The organism is Bradyrhizobium sp. UFLA05-109, assembly GCF_054185165.1.
This window is the reverse complement of the sequence record NZ_JBBIAR010000021.1, coordinates 105,458-130,298: the sequence shown is the minus strand read 5'-3', so window position 1 is coordinate 130,298 and position 24,841 is coordinate 105,458. Positions and strand designations below refer to the sequence as shown.

At 58.1% G+C, this 24,841-nt stretch carries 20 protein-coding genes; 16 read left to right on the top strand and 4 right to left on the bottom strand.

Translation table 11 applies throughout. The features are described from left to right. The first annotated feature begins 346 nt into the window (after positions 1–346). The 3 genes from Q3C01_RS17630 (at position 347) to Q3C01_RS17620 (ending at position 2,946) form a co-directional block, all read left to right on the top strand. Positions 347–1,408, top strand: a complete 1,062-nt coding sequence (locus Q3C01_RS17630) for an SAM-dependent methyltransferase (protein WP_458146580.1) — start codon at positions 347–349, stop codon at positions 1,406–1,408. A gap of 563 nt (positions 1,409–1,971) precedes the next feature. Beyond that, positions 1,972–2,127 carry a hypothetical protein gene (locus Q3C01_RS17625; RefSeq protein WP_458146579.1) on the top strand — a complete coding sequence of 52 codons (156 nt, stop codon included), beginning with the start codon at positions 1,972–1,974 and terminating at the stop codon, positions 2,125–2,127. Between the two features lie 3 nt (positions 2,128–2,130). After that, a complete protein-coding gene (locus Q3C01_RS17620) occupies positions 2,131–2,946 on the top strand; it encodes a tripartite tricarboxylate transporter substrate-binding protein (protein ID WP_458146578.1) in 816 nt (271 codons plus the stop codon). A 1,456-nt stretch (positions 2,947–4,402) separates the two neighbouring features. Here the strand turns inward: Q3C01_RS17620 and Q3C01_RS17615 are convergent. Then, complete coding sequence (locus tag Q3C01_RS17615; protein ID WP_458146577.1) at positions 4,403–5,251, bottom strand: YHS domain-containing (seleno)protein; 849 nt, start codon at positions 5,249–5,251, stop codon at positions 4,403–4,405. A 112-nt stretch (positions 5,252–5,363) separates the two neighbouring features. On the opposite strand from Q3C01_RS17615, the gene Q3C01_RS17610 reads away from it, so the two are divergent. Beyond that, the gene (locus Q3C01_RS17610; protein ID WP_458146576.1) at positions 5,364–7,265 is read left to right on the top strand and encodes an adenylate/guanylate cyclase domain-containing protein; all 1,902 of its coding nucleotides are present in this window, start codon (positions 5,364–5,366) and stop codon (positions 7,263–7,265) included. Between the two features lie 561 nt (positions 7,266–7,826). After that, entirely contained in the window at positions 7,827–9,158 is a 1,332-nt protein-coding gene (locus tag Q3C01_RS17605; RefSeq protein WP_458146575.1) for a tyrosine-type recombinase/integrase, read from the top strand. An 830-nt stretch (positions 9,159–9,988) separates the two neighbouring features. Here the strand turns inward: Q3C01_RS17605 and Q3C01_RS17600 are convergent. After that, positions 9,989–10,483, bottom strand: a complete 495-nt coding sequence (locus tag Q3C01_RS17600; protein ID WP_458146574.1) for a transposase — start codon at positions 10,481–10,483, stop codon at positions 9,989–9,991. Positions 10,484–11,020: 537 nt separating this feature from the next. Here Q3C01_RS17600 and Q3C01_RS17595 point away from each other — a divergent pair. The 5 genes from Q3C01_RS17595 to Q3C01_RS17575 all read left to right on the top strand — a co-directional run bounded on the left by Q3C01_RS17595 (position 11,021) and on the right by Q3C01_RS17575 (position 15,659). Beyond that, complete coding sequence (locus Q3C01_RS17595) at positions 11,021–12,256, top strand: GIY-YIG domain-containing protein (RefSeq protein ID WP_458146573.1); 1,236 nt, start codon at positions 11,021–11,023, stop codon at positions 12,254–12,256. Between the two features lie 109 nt (positions 12,257–12,365). Continuing rightward, the gene (locus Q3C01_RS17590; protein WP_458146572.1) at positions 12,366–13,913 is read left to right on the top strand and encodes an SIR2 family protein; all 1,548 of its coding nucleotides are present in this window, start codon (positions 12,366–12,368) and stop codon (positions 13,911–13,913) included. After that, positions 13,910–14,359 (top strand): nucleoside 2-deoxyribosyltransferase, encoded by a 450-nt coding sequence (locus Q3C01_RS17585; protein WP_458146571.1) that lies wholly within the window; start codon positions 13,910–13,912, stop codon positions 14,357–14,359. Before Q3C01_RS17590 ends, Q3C01_RS17585 begins: the two co-directional genes overlap by 4 nt. After that, on the top strand, positions 14,326–15,048 hold the full coding sequence (queC, locus tag Q3C01_RS17580) for a 7-cyano-7-deazaguanine synthase QueC (protein ID WP_458146570.1): 723 nt from the start codon (positions 14,326–14,328) through the stop codon (positions 15,046–15,048). Before Q3C01_RS17585 ends, queC begins: the two co-directional genes overlap by 34 nt. Next, the gene (locus tag Q3C01_RS17575; protein ID WP_458146588.1) at positions 15,003–15,659 is read left to right on the top strand and encodes a hypothetical protein; all 657 of its coding nucleotides are present in this window, start codon (positions 15,003–15,005) and stop codon (positions 15,657–15,659) included. Before queC ends, Q3C01_RS17575 begins: the two co-directional genes overlap by 46 nt. Here Q3C01_RS17575 and Q3C01_RS17570 read toward each other — a convergent pair. After that, complete coding sequence (locus tag Q3C01_RS17570; protein ID WP_458146569.1) at positions 15,641–16,114, bottom strand: integrase core domain-containing protein; 474 nt, start codon at positions 16,112–16,114, stop codon at positions 15,641–15,643. The two genes, Q3C01_RS17575 and Q3C01_RS17570, sit on opposite strands and share 19 nt — an antisense overlap. After that, on the bottom strand, positions 16,111–16,557 hold the full coding sequence (locus Q3C01_RS17565) for an IS3 family transposase (RefSeq protein ID WP_458146568.1): 447 nt from the start codon (positions 16,555–16,557) through the stop codon (positions 16,111–16,113). The genes Q3C01_RS17570 and Q3C01_RS17565 overlap by 4 nt, the downstream gene beginning before the upstream one ends. A gap of 1,195 nt (positions 16,558–17,752) precedes the next feature. Here Q3C01_RS17565 and Q3C01_RS17560 point away from each other — a divergent pair. From Q3C01_RS17560 to Q3C01_RS17535, 6 genes are all read left to right on the top strand, one after another. Further along, the gene (locus Q3C01_RS17560) at positions 17,753–18,616 is read left to right on the top strand and encodes a hypothetical protein (protein WP_458146567.1); all 864 of its coding nucleotides are present in this window, start codon (positions 17,753–17,755) and stop codon (positions 18,614–18,616) included. Positions 18,617–18,813: 197 nt separating this feature from the next. Next, positions 18,814–19,065, top strand: a complete 252-nt coding sequence (locus Q3C01_RS17555; RefSeq protein ID WP_458146566.1) for a hypothetical protein — start codon at positions 18,814–18,816, stop codon at positions 19,063–19,065. 218 nt (positions 19,066–19,283) lie between these two features. Beyond that, positions 19,284–19,436 (top strand): hypothetical protein, encoded by a 153-nt coding sequence (locus tag Q3C01_RS17550; protein WP_458146565.1) that lies wholly within the window; start codon positions 19,284–19,286, stop codon positions 19,434–19,436. Between the two features lie 479 nt (positions 19,437–19,915). Continuing rightward, positions 19,916–21,871 (top strand): ATP-dependent nuclease, encoded by a 1,956-nt coding sequence (locus Q3C01_RS17545; RefSeq protein WP_458146564.1) that lies wholly within the window; start codon positions 19,916–19,918, stop codon positions 21,869–21,871. Further along, positions 21,868–23,598: a UvrD-helicase domain-containing protein gene (locus Q3C01_RS17540; RefSeq protein ID WP_458146563.1), complete on the top strand. Its 1,731-nt coding sequence runs from the start codon at positions 21,868–21,870 to the stop codon at positions 23,596–23,598. The genes Q3C01_RS17545 and Q3C01_RS17540 overlap by 4 nt, the downstream gene beginning before the upstream one ends. Before the next feature lie 932 nt (positions 23,599–24,530). Next, positions 24,531–24,719: a hypothetical protein gene (locus tag Q3C01_RS17535; RefSeq protein WP_458146562.1), complete on the top strand. Its 189-nt coding sequence runs from the start codon at positions 24,531–24,533 to the stop codon at positions 24,717–24,719. Positions 24,720–24,841 lie beyond the last annotated feature (122 nt).

The window sequence follows — 24,841 nt, the reverse complement described above, 5'->3', positions numbered from 1 at the left end:
TGACAGAGGACTCATCATGTGAGGCCGGACACATGACTTGCACCCGACCGCAAGCCGAACGCCAGATTCTTCTTGCAGCGCGGGCGTCGTCCACACATGACCCTCAGCGGTTCTCAGATTGACGCAAGCGCCCCCGGCTCGCTGGCCGCCAAAAATCCTTGCTTCTTAGCCGCTATCCGTCTCACAGGCGCTGATCTCGGGCGGGCACTATCTGTTTCTCCATCGGGCTCCCCAAGAGGAATATAAAATCGTACGATTGTAACGTACGGTGCGGTTTGAACGCGGCTCCTCATCGACGTGAGGATGGTCACGGCGCTCAGAACGTTTCAGCGGTCAGGGGGCGACCTTGGACATTATTCTGATATTTCAGTTGGCAGCGGCGATCATCATTGCATTGATCGTGGCATACAATTTTCTTCATTACATACTTTTTCTCCTGGTAACTCGACCGAAGGACGCGAGCAAGATCGGCCACCAGCTGAATCAATTCGAGCAGCGCCAACTGGTCGAGTGGACGCCGCAGCCGAACGACTTCCTCAAGCACGATGACGAGAAACGTACATATGACGACGTGTTCGGCACGTATCGCGACGAACAAGCGAACTACAGCACGTGTGTGTTTCCCCGAGCGGCATTTTCATGCCCTTACGAAGCCGAATACGTTCTTCTGAAGCCGAAGGACGGGATGCGGCTGTTGGATCTGGGCTGCGGTTCGGGCGCGGCGGCCGAATACCTCGCCAGTCGGCGCAACATCGAAATTGTGTGCGTGACAAATTCATCTGTGCAAGCGGACATCTGCCGACGGAAATTTGCGAAACTTGGTGGGCGTGGACAGGTGATCGTCACGGACTTCGACAGCCTCGATCTCCCGAGTGAAAGCTTTGATGCCATCTATTCGCTCGAGTCGATAGGCTACACCAAAGACTTGGACGCTTGGCTTGCGCGATGCTGGCGAATGCTCAAGCCGGGAGGTCGCCTGTTAATCCGCACACCGGGGTCGTTGGATCATTGTCGCCGTAAGGAGGATTATCTGAGCGTCACCGCCTTCTTCGAAAATTGGCGCTACAATTTTGTCGGCGCCAATCTTCTCGTCTACAAGATGCGCCAACTCGGCTTCAACCCGATTCGTTATCGACGCCTACCTTTCTGGGCCTGGGGCGTCACCTGGAACTTCATCCAACACCTGCTGTTGTGGAAGTACCGGCTGAAGATGCGAACATTCGTGGAATTGGAATGGATCATTTGGCGCACTTCGAAGGTGTTTGTGTTCGGCAACCCGTATAGCACGGTGCTGGCCACCAAGCCCGAGGCAGGACGGTTCAATGAAGCGGCGGCTCCTCAAATGGCCCTTGCCGCTCGCGCTGAGAATCCTCGTGTCCCCGCCGGGCTCCACGACCGCACAAAATGACCTTGGCGTCCCCACCTTTTAGGCGCTCGTTGCCCGCGCCGACGAGGTGATCGAACAGGGACAATTGCTGCAGTGCATGAGTCCGGAAGTGGCCCTTCGCGACATATTGCGCCGCCGCGCGAGCTTGGTCGCTTTCAAGTCGAAGCGGACATCGGACATCCAATGGCAGGCAAGACCGGCTGACTCGGTCGAGAATGACCTTGGCTGTGTGAAAACGCGAAAGATCGGCTAGAATTGCATTCTTCAGTTCGTCATCTAAATTGAAATCGCTTGCGAGCTTGAGCGCTAGAGCGGTCTTGGACGTACAACTTGTTCTATCGCGCTCGAGCGTCTTGGCCTTTTCACACAGCCGAGACCCACAGCAGTCATTTGTCCACCTCGAAGGCATCGCCTCGAAGTCACCGCAAGCGGTTCTATCGGGCGGCAGTTCGAAGCACCGGATTAAGGTGAAGGATGCAAGAGGTGGAGCAAGGTGTGCATAAGGCGCAATGGCGGATTGACTGCTTGAGTTGAAAAAAATTGACTACTTGAGTTGACAAAACAAGAAACGCTGTGGGGGATTAATGTTGTTATTGAGATTGGTGGTTGCCGCCTGGGGCGGCTTTCTTTTTGCTGCTGCTCCGATCATGGCGCAGAACTACCCGTCGCGACCGATCACCCTGATTGTGCCGTTTCCCGCCGGTGGGCCAACCGACGTGGTTGGGCGCACCATTGCGTAACGCATGAGTGCATCGCTCGGCCAGCCGATCGTCGTGGAAAATGTGACCGGCGCCACAGGAAACATCGGGGTGGCGCGTCTCGTCCACAGCACTCCCGATGGCTACACAATCGTGATCGGAAACATGGCGACCCACGTCGCCAATGGCGTTCTGTTTTCGCTGAGATACGACGTGCGCGACATGGAGCCAATAGCTCTTCTGCCGAGTAACCCATTCATTGTGCTGTCGCACGCGTCAGTCCCAGCAAAGAGCCTGACCGAGCTCGTCGCCTGGATCAAAGCCAATCCGAATGAAGCTACCCTCGGCTATGCCGGTCCCGGCTCCGGACATCACCTGGCCGGACTTCTGTTTGAAAAGCTGACCGGTGCGACGCTTCGGTACGTGCCATATCGTGGGGCCGCACCCGCCCTGGTCGACCTCATGGCCGGACACGTTAAACTGATGATCGAGCAGTCTCCCGGCGCGATCCCGCAACTGCGCAATGAGAACATCAGAATTTACGCGGTCACTGCCGCAACGCGACTTGCATCGGCGCCGGCTGTTCCGACCGCCGAGGAAGCGAACCTGCCGGGCTTCCACATTTCCATCTGGAACGGTCTTTGGGCGCCCAAGAACACGCCGCAGCCCGTCATTGCCCGGCTCAACGCCGCTGCCATGGAAGCCATGGCCGACCCGACGGTGATTAAGCGGCTCACCGACCTCGGTCAGGAATTGCCCCCGAGCGGATTGCAATCACCTGCAGCCCTTGCCGCCTTTCAAAAGGCCGAAATTGACAAATGGTGGCCTGTTCTCAAAGCCGCAAACGTCAATGCTGATTAACCGGGACGCGGTCCAGCTGAAGGTCAAGCGTGCTTGCGAGTACGGCGGCACCGGTGTGGGATGACGGCGCAGCGTACCAGTCTTCATAGGGCGCGCGGCAACCTAGGACTGATGGCACCTCTTGGCCCTTCGCATCATTTGCGGCGTCTGCACAAATGCGAGCGCTATCGGGGCCGAAGCGGACATCGATTGGTAGCGAGCACTGCCCGGCTCAGTCGCGAATGGCCCGACTGAGACATTACCCCTCCGGCACCCCGGCCATGCGCATGCCCTCGCAGACAAGCCGTCTTCCAGCGAGATATTTCATATGGTCGCTTGCTTGATTGGTAAGCGCTGCGATCCGTGAGGACGCGGGAGTTCAACGCTACGGCGGGCGTGGAGCGCGGCCAAAGTTCGCCTTCCGCTTCCGGCGCTGCTGCAAATGCCTTAGTCTCCGCCCCCGTGGGTTCTCGTTCCAAACTTTGAATTCGTTCTGCATGTACGCAGTCGTTTTGCAATCTGAGTTAGTGCAATAGAACCAGAGCGAGTGATAGTAAGGCTGCCGAAGCTGCTTGGCGCCGACTTCGCGATGCTTTCGGATTTGGGTCGGGCGACCGCACCGTGGTTGCTCGAAAGGCTGGACTGCCGCTGCCCATGCTTGTCGAGCAGTGTCTCGGTGCTCGGGTCTTTGCCTTCCTTGAACAGGACCTTGGCCTTGTCGCGCTCGCGCCGCGCGTCGGTGAGCGAGAACGTGCCATCCTTGCCGTTGGGTAAGGGCCGATGGAGTAGTTTTCTGACGGCTGCGAAATCGGTAGCCCGAAAAATGGCCCGCCTTCGTCGTCGCGAACCCACAGGTTTTGATTTCATTGAATTTGGACGATCGGATCCCCACGCCGATTGGACCGCGCCTGCGAGTTCGAGGTGACCGGGCTCAATAGTGACTGCACTGGTGGCATTCGTTCGCGCGGCTCGATGGCCGACGGCGGGCGATCAAATTATGCATTAGCGGACGTCTGTGTCCCAGCTGTACCCGGAGATTGATTGGGGTACAGTCGGGGGGAGATAATCATTTAAGCTATTGATACTATTGCGTTTCTGGTGGGCGCACAAGGGATCGAACCTTGGACCTCTCCCGTGTGAAGAGTTTCGGAGGCCGTAACCTGTAGTTAACTAGAGAGAATGCTGCGCGTTTTGGGCTATCCGGGAGAGGGTTCGTTTCCCCTCGTTTCCCCGGAGTACCCTCGATGGCCCGCCTACGAGAGGACACGCCGATTGGTGCGGGGGCGGGTCACGCCGTTACTCGGTAGAGTTGCCAACTATCCGGAACTCCCTTGAGCGCGTGTATGCCAAAATCTGCGAATCCAAGGCCCGAGCCAGCCCACCAAATCCTTTACGGTACGCGAGACGACGATGTCGCCGGCTTGCGCGGCCAGTGCGCTAGCTGCCCTGGGACGAAGACATATACTCGCGTCCCGCTTTATCGAATCTTGGCGAAGGCCTCGACCTGCACCAGCAAGTCCGGGCTAGCCAATTGCGGTACAGGGACCGTCGTACTTCTCGGCGAAAGCGGGCCGAAATAACGCTGGCGCAAATCGGTATATTTGTCGAATTCGAGAGGCTGCGTGACGTGGCTGAACGTAAACATAATGTCACTCACCGTCGCGCCGCCGCTTTTGAGGCAAGCACCGACGTTTTTGCCAACTTGTTCGATCTGCGCCTGCAGATCGCCTTTGCCTACAACGTTGCCGGCCTCGTCGCGCGCGACCTGCCCCCCGACGATGACCCAATGGCCACCGCCGCGTAACGCGACCTTGGCCGTGGGCGGAGAAGCGGCGCACGGCGGCCCGACTATCTCCGGTGCCGGCAAATCTTTGACGACCTCCCAATCTCGGTCGGCCTGGAGGACATGCTCCTTAGCGTTTTCGCGCCATATCTGCATAATATAGGGGTTGTGCGTCAAATAGAGCTTACCATCGACGATGGCCCAAGCTTCGGGATCAACTATGTCCTTGTGTTGCGCCGCCTCGGTCTCCGACACTCCCATCGCACAGTAGCCATCGTATTGCGGTGCGTAATGATTCGGATCTCGCGTAAAGAGATCGCGGTGCTCGCCGCTGACAAAGTGCCAGCGCAATTTGTGCCACGAATACTCGAATTCGGGTTTGCCTTGAACGGGCTTTCCGTCAGTAAAATACGCGACCGGGTCGTAGCCGCTAATCGAGAGCCTCGGTTCATCGGCCCACGCTGTGTGCGCGAGGAAGGTCACGGACAGGAGCGCAAGCAGCGTCGTGCTCCGCTTCAGTCTAAAGAAAGAAGCCGTCTGCACGTCTTCCTCCCAATGGTCAGCCCACGTTTCCATGGCGACCCAACACCTTACCTAGTATAATGCTCCCCGTCTGCATCTAGGTCAACGGCTTGCCTAATTTTCCCGGTGACCGATGGCTAAGATTTTGGAACTCGGCGTTCGGAACCGGAAACTCGCCGCCATTCTGCACGCGGATGTGGCCGGGTTCAGCCGCCTGATGGGCTTGGACGAAGCGGGCACGCATCGAGTGCTCGGCGAGCTTCGCCGCGCTGTCGATCCGCTGATCACCTCCTACGGCGGGCGGATCGTCGGCACTGCGGGGGACAGTCTCCTTGCGGATTTTCCGAGTGTCGTCGACGCACTAAACTGCGCCATTGAGATCCAGCTAGCGTCACGGACCATCAACGATCCCATTTCGCCTGACCGGCGTCTCGAATTACGGATCGGTGTCAATCTTGGCGACGTGATCGTCGATGGCGGCGACATCTTTGGTGATGGCGTCAACATCGCTGCACGCCTCCAGGCTCTTGCCCAGCCTGGCACCGTTTGCATCTCCCATACCGTTTACGAGCAGGTCAAGAATAAGCTCGATCTCGATTACCATCCGCTCGGCAGCCATCGCGTCAAGAATATCGCCGAGCCGGTTCGCGCTTACGAGGTAGGCATCTCGGCCGTCCCAGGTCGGGCCGGAAAACAGCGAAGGCTCTTGGCGGTGGCAGCGGGGGCATGCGGACTCGTTGCGGCAGGCCTTGTCGCATGGACGCTACACACGGGTACGAGTCGAGATCTGCTGGGATTGGCCGCGCCCAAGCCGGTCAAAGTCGCTGACCTTGCCGCGCCGCATCGTCTCGCTGGACGGCCTTCGGTGGCGGTGCTGCCCTTCAAGAACTTTTCGACCGACACCGGCCAGGATTTCTTTAGCGGCGGGATTACCGAGGACGTCATCACCGCGCTTGGTCGCTTCTCTAACCTGCTCGTCGTGGCCAAATCGGCGAGTTTTCAATTGAAGGACAGAAACCTATCGCCTGCCGAAATCGGACGCCTGCTCGACGTTCGCTACCTCCTTGAAGGCAGTGTTCGCCGCGCTGGCGATCGCCTTCGGGTCAACGTCGAGTTGACTGAGGCCACGACGGGGCGAAACGTCTGGTCCGAAGTGTATGATGCCGAAGTCAAAGACATCTTTGATGTACAACAGGACATTGCTCGGCGCGTGGTTGGCGCGGCTGCGGTGAAGCTCACACGCGTTGAGCGGGACCGTGCTCTCGCCAAGCCTACCGAGAGCCTAGCAGCCTACGAGTATGTCCTGCGCGGGCGCGAGCACTTATCGCGCGCGAACCGTGATAGCAACGACGACGCGCAGGACATGTTCCAGCGCGCGATCGATATCGACCCGAGCTACGCCGAGGCTTACGCGGAACTAGGCTTGACACTTTGCGAAGCGGTGGCGTCCGGGTGGACACAATTTGTCGGCGACGACCTCGCTCGTGCCGAAACGCTGGCGCAGAAAGCCCTGTCGCTGGATTCAGCATCGACGAGCGGCTATCGCCTGCTCGCCGAGGTCCATCTGGCGAGGCGGAATTTTGACCTCGCCCTAGGACAGATCGATCGTGCCCTCGAGATTAATCCGAGCAACGCCGAGAGCTTTGTGAGGCGAGGTGAGATTCTGGTGTGGGCAGGCAGAGCCGCGGAGGCTTTGCCGTGGCTCGAGGGCGCCCTCCGCCTCGATAGCACCAATGCCAGAGCGACCTTTCTTCTCGGTACGGCCTATTATTTCCTTGATCGATACAGCGCGTCCGTCGAAGCGATGGACCATGCCCTCGCTGGAAGTCTCGGATTCAACACCCAGGTCTCGGGACGGTCTATTTTGGCAGCCGCCTACGCACAACTGGATAGACGACCGGACGCCGAACGAGAGCGGAACGCGGCGATGCGCATAGCGCCGTTTCTAAACGCTGAGCGGTTCGCTTCGCAATTTGGTACGCAGACCGCCCACGACCACATGTTGGAGGGTCTCAAAAAGGCAGGATTTCTTTGAAATGCTGTATCTGAAAAAAACATAAGCGGCGGTCCAGTCCAGCGTTGCTCGTCGTGCGGTCTACCCTCATCAAGCTGACATGTTGGCCAGCCAGGGCAGTCGCGGAGTGCGTGGATGGCTAGTGAATTGTCTTCTCTCGCTTCCCCGTCGTTTCCCAGAAAAGCGGTCTCAAATTGTCGTTCGTCTAACCGATTGTTTTCGTGAACGGTAGTGGTGGGCGCACAAGGGATCGAACCTTGGACCTCTCCCGTGTGAACCACAACCTGTAGATCCAATCGGGCCGCACGTGGCCATAGGTATGTCGAAATAATTCCTTTTATTACAGTGCTTTATGGCTGTTTAAGCCTCAGTGAGCCATAAGCGGCCATACTGCATTTTGTGTGCCCCTGTTGTGCCCCCTCAGGTTTTTCCCTTGGGGCACAAAAATGAGGGAGGGTCCGAGCTACGTTCTCTCGGTCCTTCCTTTTTTGGGCACACTGTAAAGCTTGGAGGGCCGGTTCTGATAGGGCGCGATTTTCCCCTCGCGGGGTACACCGGGGCACAAAAGGCGGGGAAAGAGTCATGCCAGAGCCGACCAACCAGCTAACACTCACCGATGCAGTGATCCGCAACGCGACGTTGCCGCTCGGCAAGACTCAGCATTATCTCCACGACGACAAGCTGCCCGGCCTCGCCTTGCGCATGCGCGCCACCGGCGGCCGGACCTGGGTCTACCTCTTCACCAAGCCGGGGATGAGGGGGACCCAGCGTAAGACCCTCGGCTCGTGGCCGAAGTACAATGAGAAGGCGGCGCGCAAGGCTGCCACCATCGCCGCCGGCGAGGTGGTCAAGGGCACGGACCCCAACGATGCGAGACGCGAGGCGAGGCGGCAACAGGCAGCCGAGAAGCAACGCACCATCCTGGCGGACCTCATCGTCGAAGATGGTCCCTACCAGACGTCCTTGACCGGACGTCAGGTCGTCAACTGGAAGCCAGCCATGTCGGCATTGCGGCGCGGGCTCAAGCCGCAGGCCGAAATCGGCGTGGGCGACTTGACGCGGCGGCAAATCATGGCGGCAGTCGACCGCGTCGCCAAGACCGGCAAGCGCGGCGCGGCCAAGGACCTGCGCAAACACACCCACACGTTCCTCGAATGGTGCGTCGGCGAGGGCTATGTCGACCACAATGTGCTCGCCGGCTATCGCGAGCCCAAGGAAACTCGTGCGCAAAGAGTGGGACGCCGGACGAAGGGCCGCGCACTGAGCGATGAAGAAATCATCAAGGTTTGGCATGCGGCCGGCAAGCTCGGCACTTTTGGGCTCCTGACAAGGATGTGCTTGCTCGGCGGCGCGCGCCGGAGCGAGCCGACCATCATCGAGTGGCAAAAGCACATCATGGATGACCGCGTCACGTTCGATGCGGCTTGGACCAAGATGGGCTTACACCACGATGTGCCGCGCACGCGCCTCGTTGACGAGGTGCTTGCGGCTGCGAAGCATTTTCAACGCGCAACGTCCGACTATGTTTTCCCATCACCAAAGACCGGCGGCCAGATGTCGGGCTTCACCAAGATGGTCAACCGGCTGGTCAAGGAGTCGGGTGTCGCAAAATTCACCATGCATGACTTGAGGCGCAGTCTGCGCACCATCATGTCACGCTGCGGCTACGACAATGAAATCCAGCGGTTGTGTGTTGGGCAAAAGCCAAGGGGTGTCGATCAGGTCTACAATCACGACGAACAGTGGATCATCCGCAAGATGGCGTTCGAAGCGGCTCATGACTACATCGCGGAGTTGGTCGGCGCGATAAGGGCCGGCAAGGTCGTGCGCCTCCAGCGGACGAATCCGCTCGACCCCATTAAGGCCGAGCTGCTCGGCCGTCTCCGCGAGCACTATTCGGCTGGGACGGTTTAGTGGCCCTTTCGCATCTGGCCAAATAGTCGCGAACCGCATCGACACGATACAGCGGGCGGCCGTCGACGTAGCGCCATTTCAGCGGGTGGTTCGGATCGCGCCGCCACTGCTCCAGCGCTCCGGGTGTGCGCCGGATAACCGCGGCCGCCTCCAATGCCGTCAAGTTGGAGCTGCCTGGTAGCGCATCGATATCGAACGTCGCGGGCGGCGGCATGCCACGGCTCTTGCGACGACGCTTAGTGGCAGGCGACATTCCCTAATGCCTCGAACTGGCTCTTTTCGTTCCCGCCACCCATGCCTCCGCTTGAATCGCAATCGGTCTGAGGCAATAAGACCTTAGACTTGTCAAGCGGAAAAGAAATCGAGAGCGCTGATATGACTGCTGGGTAGCTGTGGCGTACAAATAGGACGAATCGGTGGACTGGACTGGAATGTCGCGGAGCGCTTCTCGCCTTCGATCGTTGATCGGAGTCCCGCTGGTATTCCAGCGCCGCGTGTCTAGCGAAACCTTGATGTTGCGGCGATCCCTTCCTGTTTGGGGCAGTCTGACAACAGCATTCGAGCACGTTTTAACCAGGCGCTTTTCGAATTGCAGAGCGTCCGCCGCGCCCCACGCCTTGGGGTCGGGGCAGCGCGTGGGAGCACGCTAAGAAATGTATGGGACGGCAAGGAGTGCGAGCGCGGCGATAGCGCAGAGAACCACTGTCTTGGTGATCACGGCAGGTCTCTCGATTTGCTCGGCCGCACATCCGAAAGCTCGGGCGAGACTGAGTAAGCTGGCCCGTTCGAGTTCTCCTGGTGAGTGCTCAGCCTGTAGCGCGTGTTTCTGTTCAAGCCCCGGAACTCTTTCGCCCTCGATCTGCGCGCGCACCGCCATACGCATTGTTCCTTTCCAACCAGCTCACCAAGATGCTCGAAAACCATCGGCGAAGTGCGAGCCGGATATGGCTGCGAGCCCGCCAAATCAGGTAGTTGAGACGGCAGATCACGTCAGCAATGAAGGGCGGAGAAAGGCAATTCTTCGTAGTGAATCTGACCAATGAAAAGCTGAAGGAGCGCGTGTTGTGGATAAGCAAGAGAAGGCGAAAAGGGGAGCATGCGGCGACCACATCCTCATCCGCCCACACCGCTTGCTTGTCACTTCGCTCATCAGCCGTCTCCATCGAAACCAGGCTCGGGGAGAGCCCATGGCAACGGGCAACATAGCTGATCGACAGGCCCGGTTGCAGCTTCTCGTTGATGACCAAGAGCTTCTGCTCCGCCGTAAACCGTCGCTGGCGGGCAACGCTGGTGATGACTTCCAACCTCGAAAACGTCTCGGACATAGGCGTCTGCCTAGGACTATGCCTAGTTCCTCCGGCTAACGCCGGCGTCCGGTCAAAACAGGGAACAAGTTCAGAAGCACTCTCGTGCGACAAATGCCCGTTTTTGGGCAGAATCAGCCAGGGGCAAGTCATTGATTTCCTAAACCTTTTGTTGAGTCTGACCAGCGGGTCTCTCGAGCCCTGGTGCGCCCCATGCAACAAACGTTCTCCGTCTGGTTTTCGAGCCCAAGCGGCTGCTCATCGCGCTCGCTTGGCTCGCTCAATCCAACGATGGTCTGGATCGCTAGGGAAGGCTCTCGAACTAGATAGGCTTTCGTCGATAAAAGACCGCGGATTGATAGATCGTTCGTGAGGCCGCTTCTTCAAATAGTTTGCCACAACGCGAGAGCTGTATCGGTAAGAGCTCTCGATAAGATCCTCTGTGCTTCGCGCCACGTCTCGGGGAATTCTGTCGAAAAGCGGCGACTTTCCGACCTCGTCCGATGCACTCAAAGGCAATACTCTATACATTGGCGGTATCGACGACAGGGGGAGCGAATGAGTCCGAAGCAAGTCGCTTCGTCAGAAGAGGGTTCGCCGTCGACTTTGGGTCTCACGCTTGTTCGGCGGATGGAGCGGTTAGATCCTAAGAAGACTCATCTACTTATTTCTTGCAGCAAGACCAAGGGAGATTACAGGGCGCCTGCCGGCGATCTCTATACCTCGGCCTTGTTCGTGAAATCCCGGCGATTGGCCGACGCTTACCATCTTCCATTCAGCATACTATCGGCCAAGCATGGCCTGATCGCTCCCGACGCGCTCATCGATCCATACGACGTGACGCTGAAGGGAGCCGATCGTGCATTTCGCGATGAATGGGGACGCCGCACCGCCGAGCAGATTCACGAAGCCTTTCCGAGCGGCAAGCGCCTGCTGTTGCTTGCCGGGAGCGACTATGTAGAGCCACTTCGTCAGAACCTGCCGCATTTCGCCCGGCGTGTCGATTTGCCACTAGAAGGACTCTCTCTCGGCATGCGTCTTAGCGTCCTTGATGGCGCCTATCGTATTCGACAGAGACAGATGGCGATAGAAAAATTCTATCGCGTCTTAGAACGATTGGCGGAGTCACTAGGAAAGCGTACCCTTGCCGAGGTTGTTTCCGGCGGCCTGCCCCCCAAGGGGGTGTACTTCTTCTTCGATCCCACGGAGCCGACTTCGTTCTCCAATAATTTGCCAAGGCTTGTGCGTATTGGAACGCATGCCGTCTCGATCGGGTCCAAGGCTACGCTACGCAATCGTCTTAGAACACACTTCGGGACGCGCGAGGGAGCAGGTAACCACCGAGCTTCAGTATTTAGACTGCATGTCGGACAGTCATTGCTCGCACGCGATGGCCGGAGCCAGGAGTTTCCCAATTGGGGCAAAGGGCAAAGTGCGGATAAATTGATTACCCAGCACGAGGACTCCTTCGAGCGCGAGGTGTCGGCCTATCTGGCGCGCTTACTGGTGCTCCACGTTCCTATCGACGATGATGCTGGCAAGTCGAGCATGCGAGCGGTCATGGAGCATCACCTAATCGCCCTCATGACCGAAGATCGGGCATTTCTGGAAACTTCCTCGGATGCCTGGCTTGGCCGATGGTCCAGCCGTCCCGAGATCTCCTCGTCCGGTCTGTGGAACGTTCGTAGTGTTGGCGAACGGGCCGACTTGAAGATAGTTGAATTGCTAGAGCGACTCATCGAAAAGTTGCCTTCATTCAGAAAACTTAGAGCAGGCAATGCCCCGTATTTCTGACTCATTGAAGAGGGCGGTGAAGAGACACGAGAGCCTTCCAGTTTGGTTGACGCATATGTGGCAGCGACAACATGAGCATCATCAGCTCTCGCTGTTGCTCGGAGCGGGAGTGTCGATCGATGCCGGTTGTCCTGGCTGGAAAGAACTCGTCAATCGCTTAGCTGCCGAGGAAGGTGTCAATACTCGCGAGCTTAAGCTCCACCGCGAGGACGGTTTTCAAGAATCCTATCTTACCGAAATGCTTTTTCAATCTCACTCGGTAAAAGAAAAGTCGCGGCAACGATCAATGGAGAAGCGGATACTGAAGTTTCAGATATCCTCGGCTTGGTATGCGAAGATTCACAAATGCCTCTACGCAGACATAAAGAATGCCAGTTTCGATGATCTGCTGCGACGCCATACCTATCTTTCTGATCTTGGTGAGCTTGTTTACAAGACGTCGTTTACGGTGAATTTCAATTTCGATGACGTGGTGGACGAAGCAACCTATCTCTACGCCCGCGACAACAAGAAGCCGAGTCCGGAAATCCTGATGGAGCCTCGCTCTGAGACCCGACGCTCCGTACCCGCCGTCTACCACATTAATGGATATATTCCACGCGAGGAAATCCGACGACGAAGTGAAACGGTTACGCTCACGGAGGATGCTTTCGCGGATGTTATGCTTTCCACAAATACGATCGCGTCCGAGTTCATCAATGCAAAGTTCGCAACTAATACATTTTTGATCCTGGGGTCATCGCTGTCCGATGGTTCACTAAAGAACATGCTTCGTGGTGGCGCCAAACGAAACGCCGCAAGCCATCACTATATCGTTTATTGGGAAGATCCGACCAAGCTACGAACCCAGAGGCAGCGCGACGATATCTCCGCCGTCAACCTGAACGTCTATAATCTAATTTCGATCTTTCTCAGCTCTGCCGAGCTTAAATGCATGATCAAGATTCTGAACATCGCTGATGCGGACCAATTCGCTGACGAGATTGCGGGTCTTTCGGAAGGGAAAATCTCCCGCCGGTACTACTTGGTTGGACCGGTTGCTGGAGGCAAGTCGTCGACTTTGGCCGCGCTGCGCTGCTTTAGTACTCACGAGGAGTGGTCGGGGCGGCCGCCGGCCGTGATGTACCGCAAGGAAAGCTTGCTTACAAAGAAGCAGCAGCAAGAGGTCGACGATTTTCTCTTTCCCCAGCTCGCAGCAAAAAACAATCGAATGTCGGGGGCCGGCCCGGGCATTCATGTCATGGACCGGGCATACTTTGATCTGTTCGCGTTCTCACAGAACAATCCCAAGGAAGTGCTACGCAAGGCCGAAGAGCTTAGGCAGCGTATTACGGGCCCAAGCAGTGGCGGGTTCGCGGACGGTCACATCCTTTTTCTAGAAGCTGAGAAGAGCGAACTTAGTGAGCGCATCGCAAGGCGTGGGAAGCCGAAAGGGCGCCTTGGTCGGATTGCCTACGATGCAACGAGCCTAGTGAAACAGTCAGCACATCTAAAGAAAATATATCGACCCGCCAAGGACTCTGTGTTTGACACTACGCACGACGATTGCGCATCGGTGGCACAAAAAATTGCTAGATGGATCTTGCTTGGAAAATATGTTCCTTACGATTTTAACAAACGTTTGAAACAAGTCATCGTTGCGCGCGGTAGCATATGATCTCCAATCGGCCCTCCGTTTACCTTGCGGCGCCGCTCTTTTCTGACATCGAGCGCGCGAGCAATCGGGAAATTGCAGGGCGCTTATCGGGGAGCGCAGACGTCTTCGTTCCTCAGGACGATGGTCTGCTCCTTGTCGACCTCGTTAGTGCGGGTGTACCCATAGAAGAGGCGAAGCGTCGAATTTTTCAAGGCGACATTGCCGCGATTTCTCGTTGCGACGTTCTTGTCATCGTGATGGATGGGCGCTCGATAGACGAGGGGGCCTGTTTCGAGCTCGGATATGCGTATGCATTGGGTAAGGTCTGCGTGGGACTAAAGACCGATATTCGGTCTCTCCTACCAATTGGCGACAATCCGATGATCGAATGCGCGGTGCGACGTGTGTTTCGTCGGCTGGATGATCTTGCCGAATGGCTTTCGGGGGCCGCATGGAAACCGTCTTAAAGCGCTCAGCTCTAGTCTTATTTTCCGGTGGTCAGGATTCGACTACCTGTCTCGCCTGGGCTCTGTCGAGATTTGATCGCGTCGGAACGGTCGGGTTCGACTACGGCCAGCGTCATGCGGTAGAGCTTGAGGCCCGGAAGGGCGTGCTGCGGCGTATTCATTCAGAGTTTCCGGACTGGCGGCCGAATTTGGCCTTCGATCATGTTGTTCGACTAGACCTTCTCCGTGAGCTAGGCCGTGAGAGGTTTGATTCAGGTCCCGTCGCGGCTGATAATTTTGAGACTGGGAAGCGATACATTCCAGGGCGCAACCTGCTTTTCGTAACGATGGCTGCTGTAATCGCGTTCAGGACCGGCATATCCGAAATGGTGTGTGGAGTCAGCCAGACGGAGTACTCAGGATATCCCGATTGCACGGAGAATGCAGTGGTCGCGATGCAGGTAGCCGTCAGCACGAACACAGGCCGGGAGATGATCGTGCATGCACCGCTTATGCAAAAGACAAAGGCCGGCGTCTGGGGGCTCGCCGCGGAACTCGGTGGAGAAGCCCTAGTCAATTTGATCCGAGAGGAGACCCACACTTGCTATGCTGGGTGCCGAGACGTCGAGCACGAATGGGGCTTCGGGTGCGGTGATTGCGAGGCGTGCCGCTTGCGATCGAAGGGGTACACCGAATTCTCTGGGAGATGAGCTGGAAGTTTGTCGGGTATCGGATGATCGAAGAAGAGTTCGTAACTTCCTCAACGGAAAAGGTCAGTCCGTGCAAATTCTTGGGCTTGCCAGGTTTGACGGACAAGAGACGTGCCGATGATCCCTTGGAAACATCAGCAAGGCACCGTCAATTACCGTCGCCTGGCGACGAATTCACTGCGATCTTCGGCTGTCATCTTCTAGCGAGAATTGTAGGTGGCAAAGTCGAAGATTCAAACGTGCCGATGCGGCCGAGCAAGATGCGTGGCATTGCGCGCATCACCAATATCGATGGTCACTCAGAGGTGTCGCACCGAAGCGCAATCCGGACGGGCGACAGAATGTTGATCGCATCGTTTCCGTGCCATCGCATGTCCGTCAGAGACATCAGAACCCGGTTCAAGGGCCGCAGGAGTTTTGCAGTCGAGCCTGATATGCTTCTCGCGGTTGAGCGCTATTCGGAAGCCGGGCGTATGTCGACCTCCGAGTTGGTGAATAGGGCTGTTGAAGAATACTTTATCGGCAAGCAAGAAAAGGATGGTGTTACATCCACCAACGATCGAGTCGCTTTAGAAAGCCCGGGTGAGATCGCTCATTTCTCGCGGGTTTGATTGCCGCGATCGGAGATACTCTCGAATTCAATGTGGATCGGCATCACAATCGTCCACCTCCCGCTCTGATGATTAATAATGCTTTCGAGGACTATTTGCATGAGCTGCGCAGAATTGTTGACGAACTTACCCCCGCGGGCGAGCGGTAGCCCACGGGAATGCGGGTGTTCTGAGTCATAATTCTCCATCCAATTGTCGATCCGCCGCAGCGCGGTGCGAGCATCAGCGATCGGGTTCACACGAATATAGTCGCGCTTGAAGGTCTTCACGAACGCCTCTGCCATGCCGTTGCTCTCGGGGCTTTCGACCGTCGTGAAGCAAGGCTCGAGGTTGAGGGCCGCGGCAATCTCAAGGGCGCGATAGGCAGCGAAGATCGAGCCATTGTTGGTCAGCCATTGCACTTTGCGCGGAGCGCACATGTCGCCGAACCGCTGCTCGACACAGTGTACCATCATGTCCCGTTCATCTGGCCGGAGATCCCCGCCGTTGTGGCCACGCAGCTGATGACCTCGCGGTCATGGCTGTCCAGTGCAAAGGCAACCCGCACGATTTCGCCATTCCAGCAGGTGAACTCGAGCGCGTCCGAACACCAACGCTCTTTGGAGCGGCTTGTCATGATCGTTCCATCATGGGCCCTCGGAATGCGGCTCCCCGTATGCCGGGCCAGCAACAAGCCGCCTTTCGTCATCAGCCGGTAGACGCGCTTGGCGTTGACGGGATCATGGCCGGCGGATCGCCGCTCGCGCTTGAGGAGCGCGGCGATCCGCCGGTATCCATAGCTCGGCGGCTTATCCACCAGGCGCCGGATATCAGATGTGAGCTCCGCATTCCGGCGCGGTTTGGGGGCCGCGCTTCGGACGGTTGCCGTCAACTCGCTCAACCAGGTTGGAACGGCCACCTCGAGGTCTCTGCGATCCATCTCACGGGTAGCCGGGGCGCGTCAGCAAGGAGCTGGTCGTCGATGCGGTGAGGGAGGGGGCCGGCGACGATGCCGCGCGCCAGATCGCTGGCCTCAAGAAGCTGGCGATAGCCGAACGGGCCGAGCAGTTGCTTTTGCCACCCCTGCTCAAGCCTGCCGCGAGCGCGGAGCGGACCGAGGCTTGATCGCATTGGAGAGCTGTATCCTTGCGGCTCCCCTTTTGTGCGCCTCAGGGCGCTCAATACATCGAGGACGCTTGCGATCCGATACAACTGGACGTTATCTTTAGCGGCGGCCTGCGGGGCGCTCTGCAAATCGCGGCAGGTTCGAGCGGGGACGTCATATGACGGACGCGGCCACTGTTCCAGCGGGGCGAGTGCAGTTAAGAAGAGCCTCAGGGCCCGTCGCGCTGATTACTGCAGCAGTGCTGGTCTACGGCTGGTATCCGGGCTGGCCCTACATCCCGATGCTCTTCCCTGTGGTTCACCTGCTGGATGGGTTTTGGCCAGTGGCTGTACCGCCGTAGCCTGAGGGTGACGCAACGGCACGTTCGCCTGATTGGTTATCTTTATCTCAGCGCGGCAGCCGTTTCGATCATCCTCGCTGCCGCAGGCTATGAGGAAGCGCGCGGCCAATACGCGCAAATGCTGGACGAAACCTTCACTCCGTCCGACCGCGCGAGCCTCCTGACGTTCGTCGAGGGAGGAAAGCTCTTGCAATTGCCGACTCCCGAGAGTTCATGCGGAAAGCTATTGCAAGTGGATAGCTTCCATCAGATCCCTTCTTGCCAACGATCCCAGCCCTGCCGATCTCGACCTGCGGATAAGAGACAGTCAACGTGTCATCGCAAATCGGAGTTTTTGGAATTGATCTCGGAGGACGCGTGTGGAAGAACCATGCCAGAGAAGCTGGTCGCGTTACTTGCTCCAAGACCACCGCCTGACAGAGCCAGCCGGCTAGGCTATCCTAAGCGCTGCCACCTTTGCCGGCAGCTCGGCACGCGTGTCGTCCATGCGGTCCGCCCACCACTGAGCGAGCCGCTGCCGGTCCCGGTAGCATGTCGTATCGTTGTAGCTGCTATCCGTGCCCTCGATCCCATACGATATGAAGATGACTTCAATGCGTCGCCGGGGTTTCCGTTAAATTGCGACCGAGATGCGAGCGTGGTGATCAAATGACGACGAGCGATCCGGAAGCGGCTCACGGTCTGGGTCCTTTATTTGAAGAAATTGGATCGAGAATACAGCAGAGCGGAGCTCTTCTTCACGCGATTAACCGCATTCAATATCAAACGCTCCGAAGGAAGTTGATCCCGCATGAAGTTCTCGCGAGGGACATTGCGGTGTCGCCGCTGGTCTACGCGATGAGGTTGCGAGATTATATGGCGGAGCGCGGACTTCACTTAGAGGCCGAGTTCCTCGAAAAGCTGGCACCCCTCATAGGGAAATGCCCTCCTAAGTTTGTACTTCGAATCATCTTCCCTGAAATCGAGGAAATCTTTCGCCAAAAGGTCTATGAGCCCTCGCAGAGAAGTGTGGTGAAATTCCGCGAAGCTCGATACATCATCCTCAATCATATTGTAGGTGGAACCCCGGCGGCCTGCATCCAGATCCTCTCCAAGACGGACCCGTTTCTTTTAATCCAGCTCGTGTTCCTCGATCTTGCCTACGCGGATGTAGAAAAACCCAAGGTTGCATTGTCTAGTGAATATCTGCGATTCCAGAGATCGCTGAAATACATTGGTAACAGGCATGAATTTCTACATGGCCTGAAGCCGCTAGGCCGTAGCAAGGACATTCCCGATAGCGTCATTACGAACGTGCTGACTTTGTATGTCTCAGCCGCGAGGATCTGCGAGTATCTATCTGCGCTCCTGATCTCACGGGGCAACCTCCGGCTCACCGGCAAGCATCTTCCCACGCCCCCAGAGTTCGTCGCATTGAACAAGAATGTTGCCACGACGTTCCGGAAGTTGAGCAATGTCTTGCGCCGAAGACAGATATGCAGCGTCTCGTTAGGTTGCTTCCGACAGAGCTAAGCCACGTGCACGGATGTCGATTTCGAAGCCTGGCGCCGCCAACACGACTGGACCGTCTGGAAGTACCGGATGCACGCTCTGGCGCTACCACTGCCCGCGCAACGGCCAGAAGGGATTGCTCGGTGCTTCTGCGGTGAGGTAGTCACCAGCCGCACCGTCGATTCCCATATCCGCACCGCCCACCGCCTAACCGCCGCATGAAGCTCACCGCCGAACGTCCCTTCGCCAACCCGGAAGCCGCAGCGCGCAAGCTGGTCGAGATTGCCGCCGGCATCGAAGCCGTCCAGGATGGCCGCATCGAGAAAATCAACGCGCCGTTCCGGTATCAACCGAAAGCAACCGGCCCAGAATTCGCCGCCGGCATCAAGGCGGCGGTCGAGCGCGGCTGGCTTGAGCTCCACGAGAGTGGGACCTACGTCCGGCTCCTACAGGCCGAGACCGCCAACTGAGGCGGCCCTACGAAGGAAGCCCGCCATTCGCGACGAACTCAAGGCTAAGGGAGAAACGCGCCGTGAAAACGCGGCAAAAGCCTACGACGAGTCGTGCCGATGCTGTGTGTTGCGATCGACACTGTGGACAACAAAGCGCCCCTAACGCTACACACAATAGATCGGGGCTGGTGCCGCCCATTTGATGATCCGGTCAAAGTGCCTGGCGCGGCGAGCTGGTGACGCTGCGCGATGCCGGCGAATACACCGCCGCGATGTCCAAAGCCGTGCACGATGCACCGGTGTGGCAAGCCGCCATGGAAGCGCTGATCCTGGTGGCCGAGCAAGGTGGCCCCAGATGTTTGCCCGGATCGGCATCATGCGCGCCTTGAACCGCGGCAAGTCGCCTCCAGATTCTGGGCCACGGCGCAAGAAAGCCAAGGCTTATAGGGTGGTCCGATGACAGTCTTTGTCTACGTCAACACCAGCAAAGAAAGTCGGAGAAACAGACCACATCAAGGTGTTTGCCACGGTTGATGCCGCAGAAAGATAATTCGATGAAAATGCCTCCGAGGGAGTGGCGTTCGAGTATGAGGTTCTGGAGTGATTGCGGGACGGTCATCGGCGTCGCCCTGGTTTCGATAATTAGGCATTACCGCAGGCTAGTCCGCTTTGCTCCCAGGCACGGCAAAGTTCGCACAGTCGCATAATGACCTGTTGCGGCCCCGGCGACGTGGGTCTTCAGGGCTGGGCAGATCATGTCTCAGCCGACATTCCGGCGAAATCAGAAAAGCGCCGTTAGCGGCCGCCTCGCTTCCAAGTTGCAAAACCGCGGTCCGCGGCAGATAATGCCTTGGGGCTATGAGATTCCATGTATTTGAGAACGATCGCGCTGCGGAATTTTCGCTCGTTTGATACGGGCGAGGTCGAGCTTCAGAAGGACCTCACAGTATTTGTCGGCGAAAACAATGGCGGCAAGAGCAACACCATTGACGGTATCCGACTTCTGACCCAGCCGCTGGGAGGACGGCGTGAAATCTACTGCGAGCCCACCGATGTACGCTTTCAAAGCCAGACTGCGGGCTTTGAGCTCGAGGGTGTTTTCACCGATCTCAGTGTAGGCCAGCAGGGGCGGCTGATTTCGGCGAGCACGGACGCGTCGCTGTCCGAAGCCAGATTCGGCCTACGCTACAACGGCGGCCCCGGCGATCGGCCGGGCCTTTGGGCAGGCAAACCGGGCAACCAACCCGAGCAGGGCTGCCACGACATGATTCGGCATGTTTATTTGCCGCCTCTCCGCGACGCCAAACGCGCGCTGGCCTCCGGAAACCCCACCCGGATCACCGCTCTCCTCAATCACTTTCTTGGGGATGTTTCAGCGTCGGACCTTGCGCGCGACCTAGCTCGGCAGGCCGATCATGCGGTTCTTTCCAAGGTGGATCAGGCCGTAGGCAAAGGCCTCACAGCCCTGACCGCCGGCGTGCGGCCCCAGGCGGCCGCCCTAGGCTTTGCTTCGCAAGAAACTCTGGTCGATATCGCGCGCGATCTAAGATTCAAGCTTGCTGACCACGGCGTTCACCCGGAGGACCTGCAGTACTCGGGCCATGGCTACGCCAATCTTCTGTTTATGGCCACTATCGCCGTCGAGCTCGAGAAAGTGCGCAATTCAGACCTGACCCTCTTTCTGGTGGAGGAGCCTGAAGCGCACCTGCACCCGCAGCTTCAAGCGGCGGTCCTGGCGTTCCTGAAAGACCAGGCTGTTCAGTCGGGGGTCGACAAGTCCGAGAATGGTCCGGCAGGCCAGGTGCAGGTTATCGTCGCCAGCCATTCGCCTAACTTGTCCGCCTGGGTCAGCAGCAAGCAGTTGGTGGTCTTCAAATCGCTCTTCCCTGCGCCGCCTGCGAAATCCGACAGTCCCGGCGAGGCAGGGTCGCCGGCCGCCGCAGATGCAGCAGTCATCGAGACCGCGATCGCCGAGGGCACTGGCGATCCGGCCGACCCTGTCGAAGCGCTAGTGACGACTGCCGCCGCAGCCGCGCTTCGTAGATCAACCCGCTGTATCTCGCTCGCCCAAATCGACCTGAACGATTTCGAACGACGCAAAATCGACCGTTATCTCGACGTGACAAAGGCCGCTTTGCTGTTCGGCGGCCGTGTCCTCCTCGTAGAGGGCATCGCCGAAGCCTTGCTGCTCCCAGTGATCGCGGAACACTTCACCCTCAAGCAGGAGCCGGAGAAGCTTCGCCTCTTCCGGTCGACCGTATTCGTTCCGATTGATGGTGTCGACTTCACTCCATACGCCGATCTCCTGACCCGGGAAATTAACGAGGCGCGCATCGCTGAGCGGGTCGTCGTCATGACCGACGGTGACCATGGGGTTAGCCAGGACGACGAGGACGAAGATCACCGTGCCGGTGCAGACGAAAACCAGTCGGCGAGCAATGCGGCCTCGATGACGAACGAGGAAGTGATCATCCCCGGCGAGCGACGGAAGCGCGCGCTGGATGCGTTAGCAAAGGCTAATGGCGCATCCTCGATCTTGGCCGCGATTACCTCGCGCTACTCTCTTGAAAGCGAACTAATGGAAGCCGGCAATGGCGCGATCCTCCGCGCCGCCTACGTCAGCTTGCACCCCCGATCCGGCAAGAAGTGGGACAAGGCCGCGGCGCTGGTGGGCGATGAGCGGGCAAGGGCTATAGGGGCAATCTTCAAGAATGCCCGCAAAGGCGATTTTGCCCAGACGTTGGCGGACCTGATCGAAAAGAAGAGGCACGCCTTCGTTGTGCCGGCCTACATCGAAAAGACTATCCGCGAGGTCGTAGCGTGATCGCCGACGCCTACCTGCCGACCAGCGAGCAGATGGCAATCATCGGACACGAGGGCCATGCATTTGTGAGGGCCTGTCCTGGCGCCGGGAAGACCCGAACTATGGTCGAGCGAGCTCGACATCTTCTATCGAGCCCGTCCGACCGGCGCGGCGTTGCATTCCTGTCATTCACGAACGCCGCGATCGATGAGTTGGAGGCGCGATTGCGCAATTTCGGCATCCTACCGTCGTCGCTATTTCCAAGCTTTGTCGGCACGTTCGATCGGTTCCTCTGGCAGTTTTTCATCGCCCCATTCGGTGTGGAGGGATGCAGCCAGGCCCCGAGGCTTGTGCCCGACAAACCCGATTGGGAAGTCAAACCTTTCGAGGCGGCGCAGGCGCTCAAGCTGAAGCATTTCGACAGGGCGACGGGCACGTTGCTCGCCGACAAGAAGGTGGAGACGGGATTTGCAGCCAAGAATGGTCCTGGCGCGTGGGAAACAAGAGCGAGGAATATGATCGCGCACGCATTATCCAACGGATTCCTAGATTTCGAGGATGTCCGCGAGTGCGTCGGTAAGCGACTTGCTGACCCGGCCTTCTCGGCTCCGCTTGGCGCGGCTCTCTCTGGCCGATTCCAGGAAATCGTCATCGACGAGGCTCAGGACTGCAATCCCACGGACCTGAAGATTGTCGAATGGCTCCGCACATCGGGTATCAAGGTCAAGGTCGTCTGCGATCCCAACCAAGCGATCTACGCTTTCCGGGGAGGCCTCACAGATGAGCTTCTGAGGTTTGCGGATACGTTCGCCGACATAGATCAGTTGCCGATGAGTGGCAATTTCCGCTCGTCTCCAGCGATCTGCGCCGCCATCTCCCAGTTGCGCCCGCCCACGTCGCGCGGCGCAGTCGACGAACCGGTGGGGCGGTATAAGAACGAAACTACCCCAGTCTACATTCTGGCCTACGGAGGCGCAGGCGTCCCAGCCGCGATCGGTGCTCAGTTTCAAAGGCTGGCGGCGGCTCTTGGCATTCCGCCGGAGCAGGCACCGGTGCTCGCAGCAACTTGGGCAAGCGCGGGAAACGCCGTCGGGCGGGCCATGCCTGACCCAGGCAACGACAAGACGCTTCTGCTTGCCGAGGCCGTCATGGGTTTCCACTTCGCCTTCGCGGCCGGCAATCGCCGGGAAGCGCTAGCCCGCCTGCATCGAGTGATACTCCAAGTGCGGGGTAAAATCTCCAACGCCGGCGCCTACTCCACTCACATGACGAATAGCGGCCTGGATGATGGGCGTTGGCGTCCCGAGATCATTGCTGTTGGTCAGGCGCTGAAGCTTCTTACAGGGGAAAGTGCCGAGGACTGGCTCAAGCGTGCTCGAGCTCTGCTGGATTCAAATCTTGTCGGCACTGCCAGCATTGGCCAGCGGTTGCGATCCAATAACAAGCTGGCAGCCGTGCTCGCGGAAGCGTCGCCGACGGCTCTCCCGGCCAAGGCGATCCATGCAGTCAAAGGACTGGAGTTTCCGGCGGTGTGTGTCGTGCTCACCGTGAAAACATCGGGGGACATCCTGAACGTCCTGACCGGCGTAGAAGGTGCCACCAAGCCGGTCGAAGAAGCCCGGAAAGTCTACGTCGCCGCATCCCGCGCCGAGCGGCTGTTGGCGATAGCTGCCCCTAAGAGCCGCGCCGCTGCGTTGAAGGGAATACTCGATGCCGGCGGTTACGCCGTGCAGATCGTGGCGCTTTGAGGTTGAGTGAACGGCAGGGTGCTTGCGTCATCTTTTGCGTCGAGATTTGTTGTCCCCTCTAATGTGAAAACGCGAACATCTGTTCCTGGCCCTTCGGCAACGACAAGGACAGGCGATCTGCTTCATGCCGAGAGCAATCCAAGCATTCGATAATCGGACGTTATCGCCACGTGTTCGCGCCTGCCACGCATGTGCGACATCATACCTGATGCCACGACTGGAACTGCTTAGGCCGGCTCGGGCTTAGATCACTCGGCTGAAAAGCCGAGCGAGTGCAGCATGCTTCGGAGCCGGTCTCGACGATGGTGCAAAGAAGACGACGGACGCCTTCTCGATCTCGCTTCAAACAAGGAGCCGCCGAAAAGAATTTCAAACCTGCTCGAGCGAAGCGAACGCGCTGTCGCTCTGCGGCTCAAGAAATTACGATCAACACCTCAACGTGCCGGCCCTCCTGAGCGAATTAATTGCGATCGCGCAGGAAAACTGCTGACGCGACGGCTTCAACGCGCAAAATGATCGCGCGTACGCAATGGGAGCCCTAAACGAGACGCTCAACGTGCATCCCATCCTTCCCCGGAAGCTAGCGGGCAATTCTCCCTGAGGGTGGGGACCGCCCGCAGACTTCCGGCGCGTTGGCCTTGTTCTTTCGGTGCGGGCTGTACGTTCCGTACAGAACTCGCGCCTTTCGTGCGCGGCGATTCTGCTACTGATCCAGTTCTCGGGGTGAGGATTATTCCACAAAAATCAGACGCACCTTCAGAGAAGTGCAACCCCATATTTCCGCGCCGAACCAATTGATGGCGATTGGACCGCAGGTCACGGGCAGGTCTGGCGTCATCGCGACAGATCGCGCAGGGAGTGCCGGCAGGACCCCGAAACTGAAGACGAATACGCTGAGCGGCAGTGGTGACCCATAAAGGAGGCATACCGACGTGGCAATTTCGATGAAGGGCAACCGGATCAACGTCAGGCCGGACGATCCGGCGTTTTCGGTCGCAACCAATCTTTGCGACTGGTTCGAGTTGGGTGAGCGGGCTGGCCAAGGCCACTGGCTCGAAGGAGCAGTATCGTATTTAATGGTCGGCTTTTTCTACCAGGCCAAAGCAATCACGGGACGATAGTGGACAATTTCCCGAAGGCTCCGGCCCCCGCCGGATGGAGCAAGCATCCGCGCGAGGATGGAAGCGGCTACAGCCTGGTTGAGGATCAGACTGGTCGAACTCTCTTCGGCTTTAGGGTCGAA

Bases quoted from the DNA above. Each gene is read 5' to 3' on its own strand.
- Q3C01_RS17625 (WP_458146579.1), top strand. From the start codon at position 1,972: ATGTTGTTATTGAGATTGGTGGTTGCCGCCTGGGGCGGCTTTCTTTTT.
- Q3C01_RS17620 (WP_458146578.1), top strand. From the start codon at position 2,131: ATGAGTGCATCGCTCGGCCAGCCGATCGTCGTGGAAAATGTGACCGGC.
- Q3C01_RS17610 (WP_458146576.1), top strand. From the start codon at position 5,364: ATGGCTAAGATTTTGGAACTCGGCGTTCGGAACCGGAAACTCGCCGCC.
- Q3C01_RS17605 (WP_458146575.1), top strand. From the start codon at position 7,827: ATGCCAGAGCCGACCAACCAGCTAACACTCACCGATGCAGTGATCCGC.
- Q3C01_RS17600 (WP_458146574.1), bottom strand. From the start codon at position 10,483: ATGTCCGAGACGTTTTCGAGGTTGGAAGTCATCACCAGCGTTGCCCGC.
- Q3C01_RS17595 (WP_458146573.1), top strand. From the start codon at position 11,021: ATGAGTCCGAAGCAAGTCGCTTCGTCAGAAGAGGGTTCGCCGTCGACT.
- Q3C01_RS17585 (WP_458146571.1), top strand. From the start codon at position 13,910: ATGATCTCCAATCGGCCCTCCGTTTACCTTGCGGCGCCGCTCTTTTCT.
- queC (WP_458146570.1), top strand. From the start codon at position 14,326: ATGGCTTTCGGGGGCCGCATGGAAACCGTCTTAAAGCGCTCAGCTCTA.
- Q3C01_RS17570 (WP_458146569.1), bottom strand. From the start codon at position 16,114: ATGATGGTACACTGTGTCGAGCAGCGGTTCGGCGACATGTGCGCTCCG.
- Q3C01_RS17560 (WP_458146567.1), top strand. From the start codon at position 17,753: ATGACGACGAGCGATCCGGAAGCGGCTCACGGTCTGGGTCCTTTATTT.
- Q3C01_RS17555 (WP_458146566.1), top strand. From the start codon at position 18,814: ATGAAGCTCACCGCCGAACGTCCCTTCGCCAACCCGGAAGCCGCAGCG.
- Q3C01_RS17545 (WP_458146564.1), top strand. From the start codon at position 19,916: ATGTATTTGAGAACGATCGCGCTGCGGAATTTTCGCTCGTTTGATACG.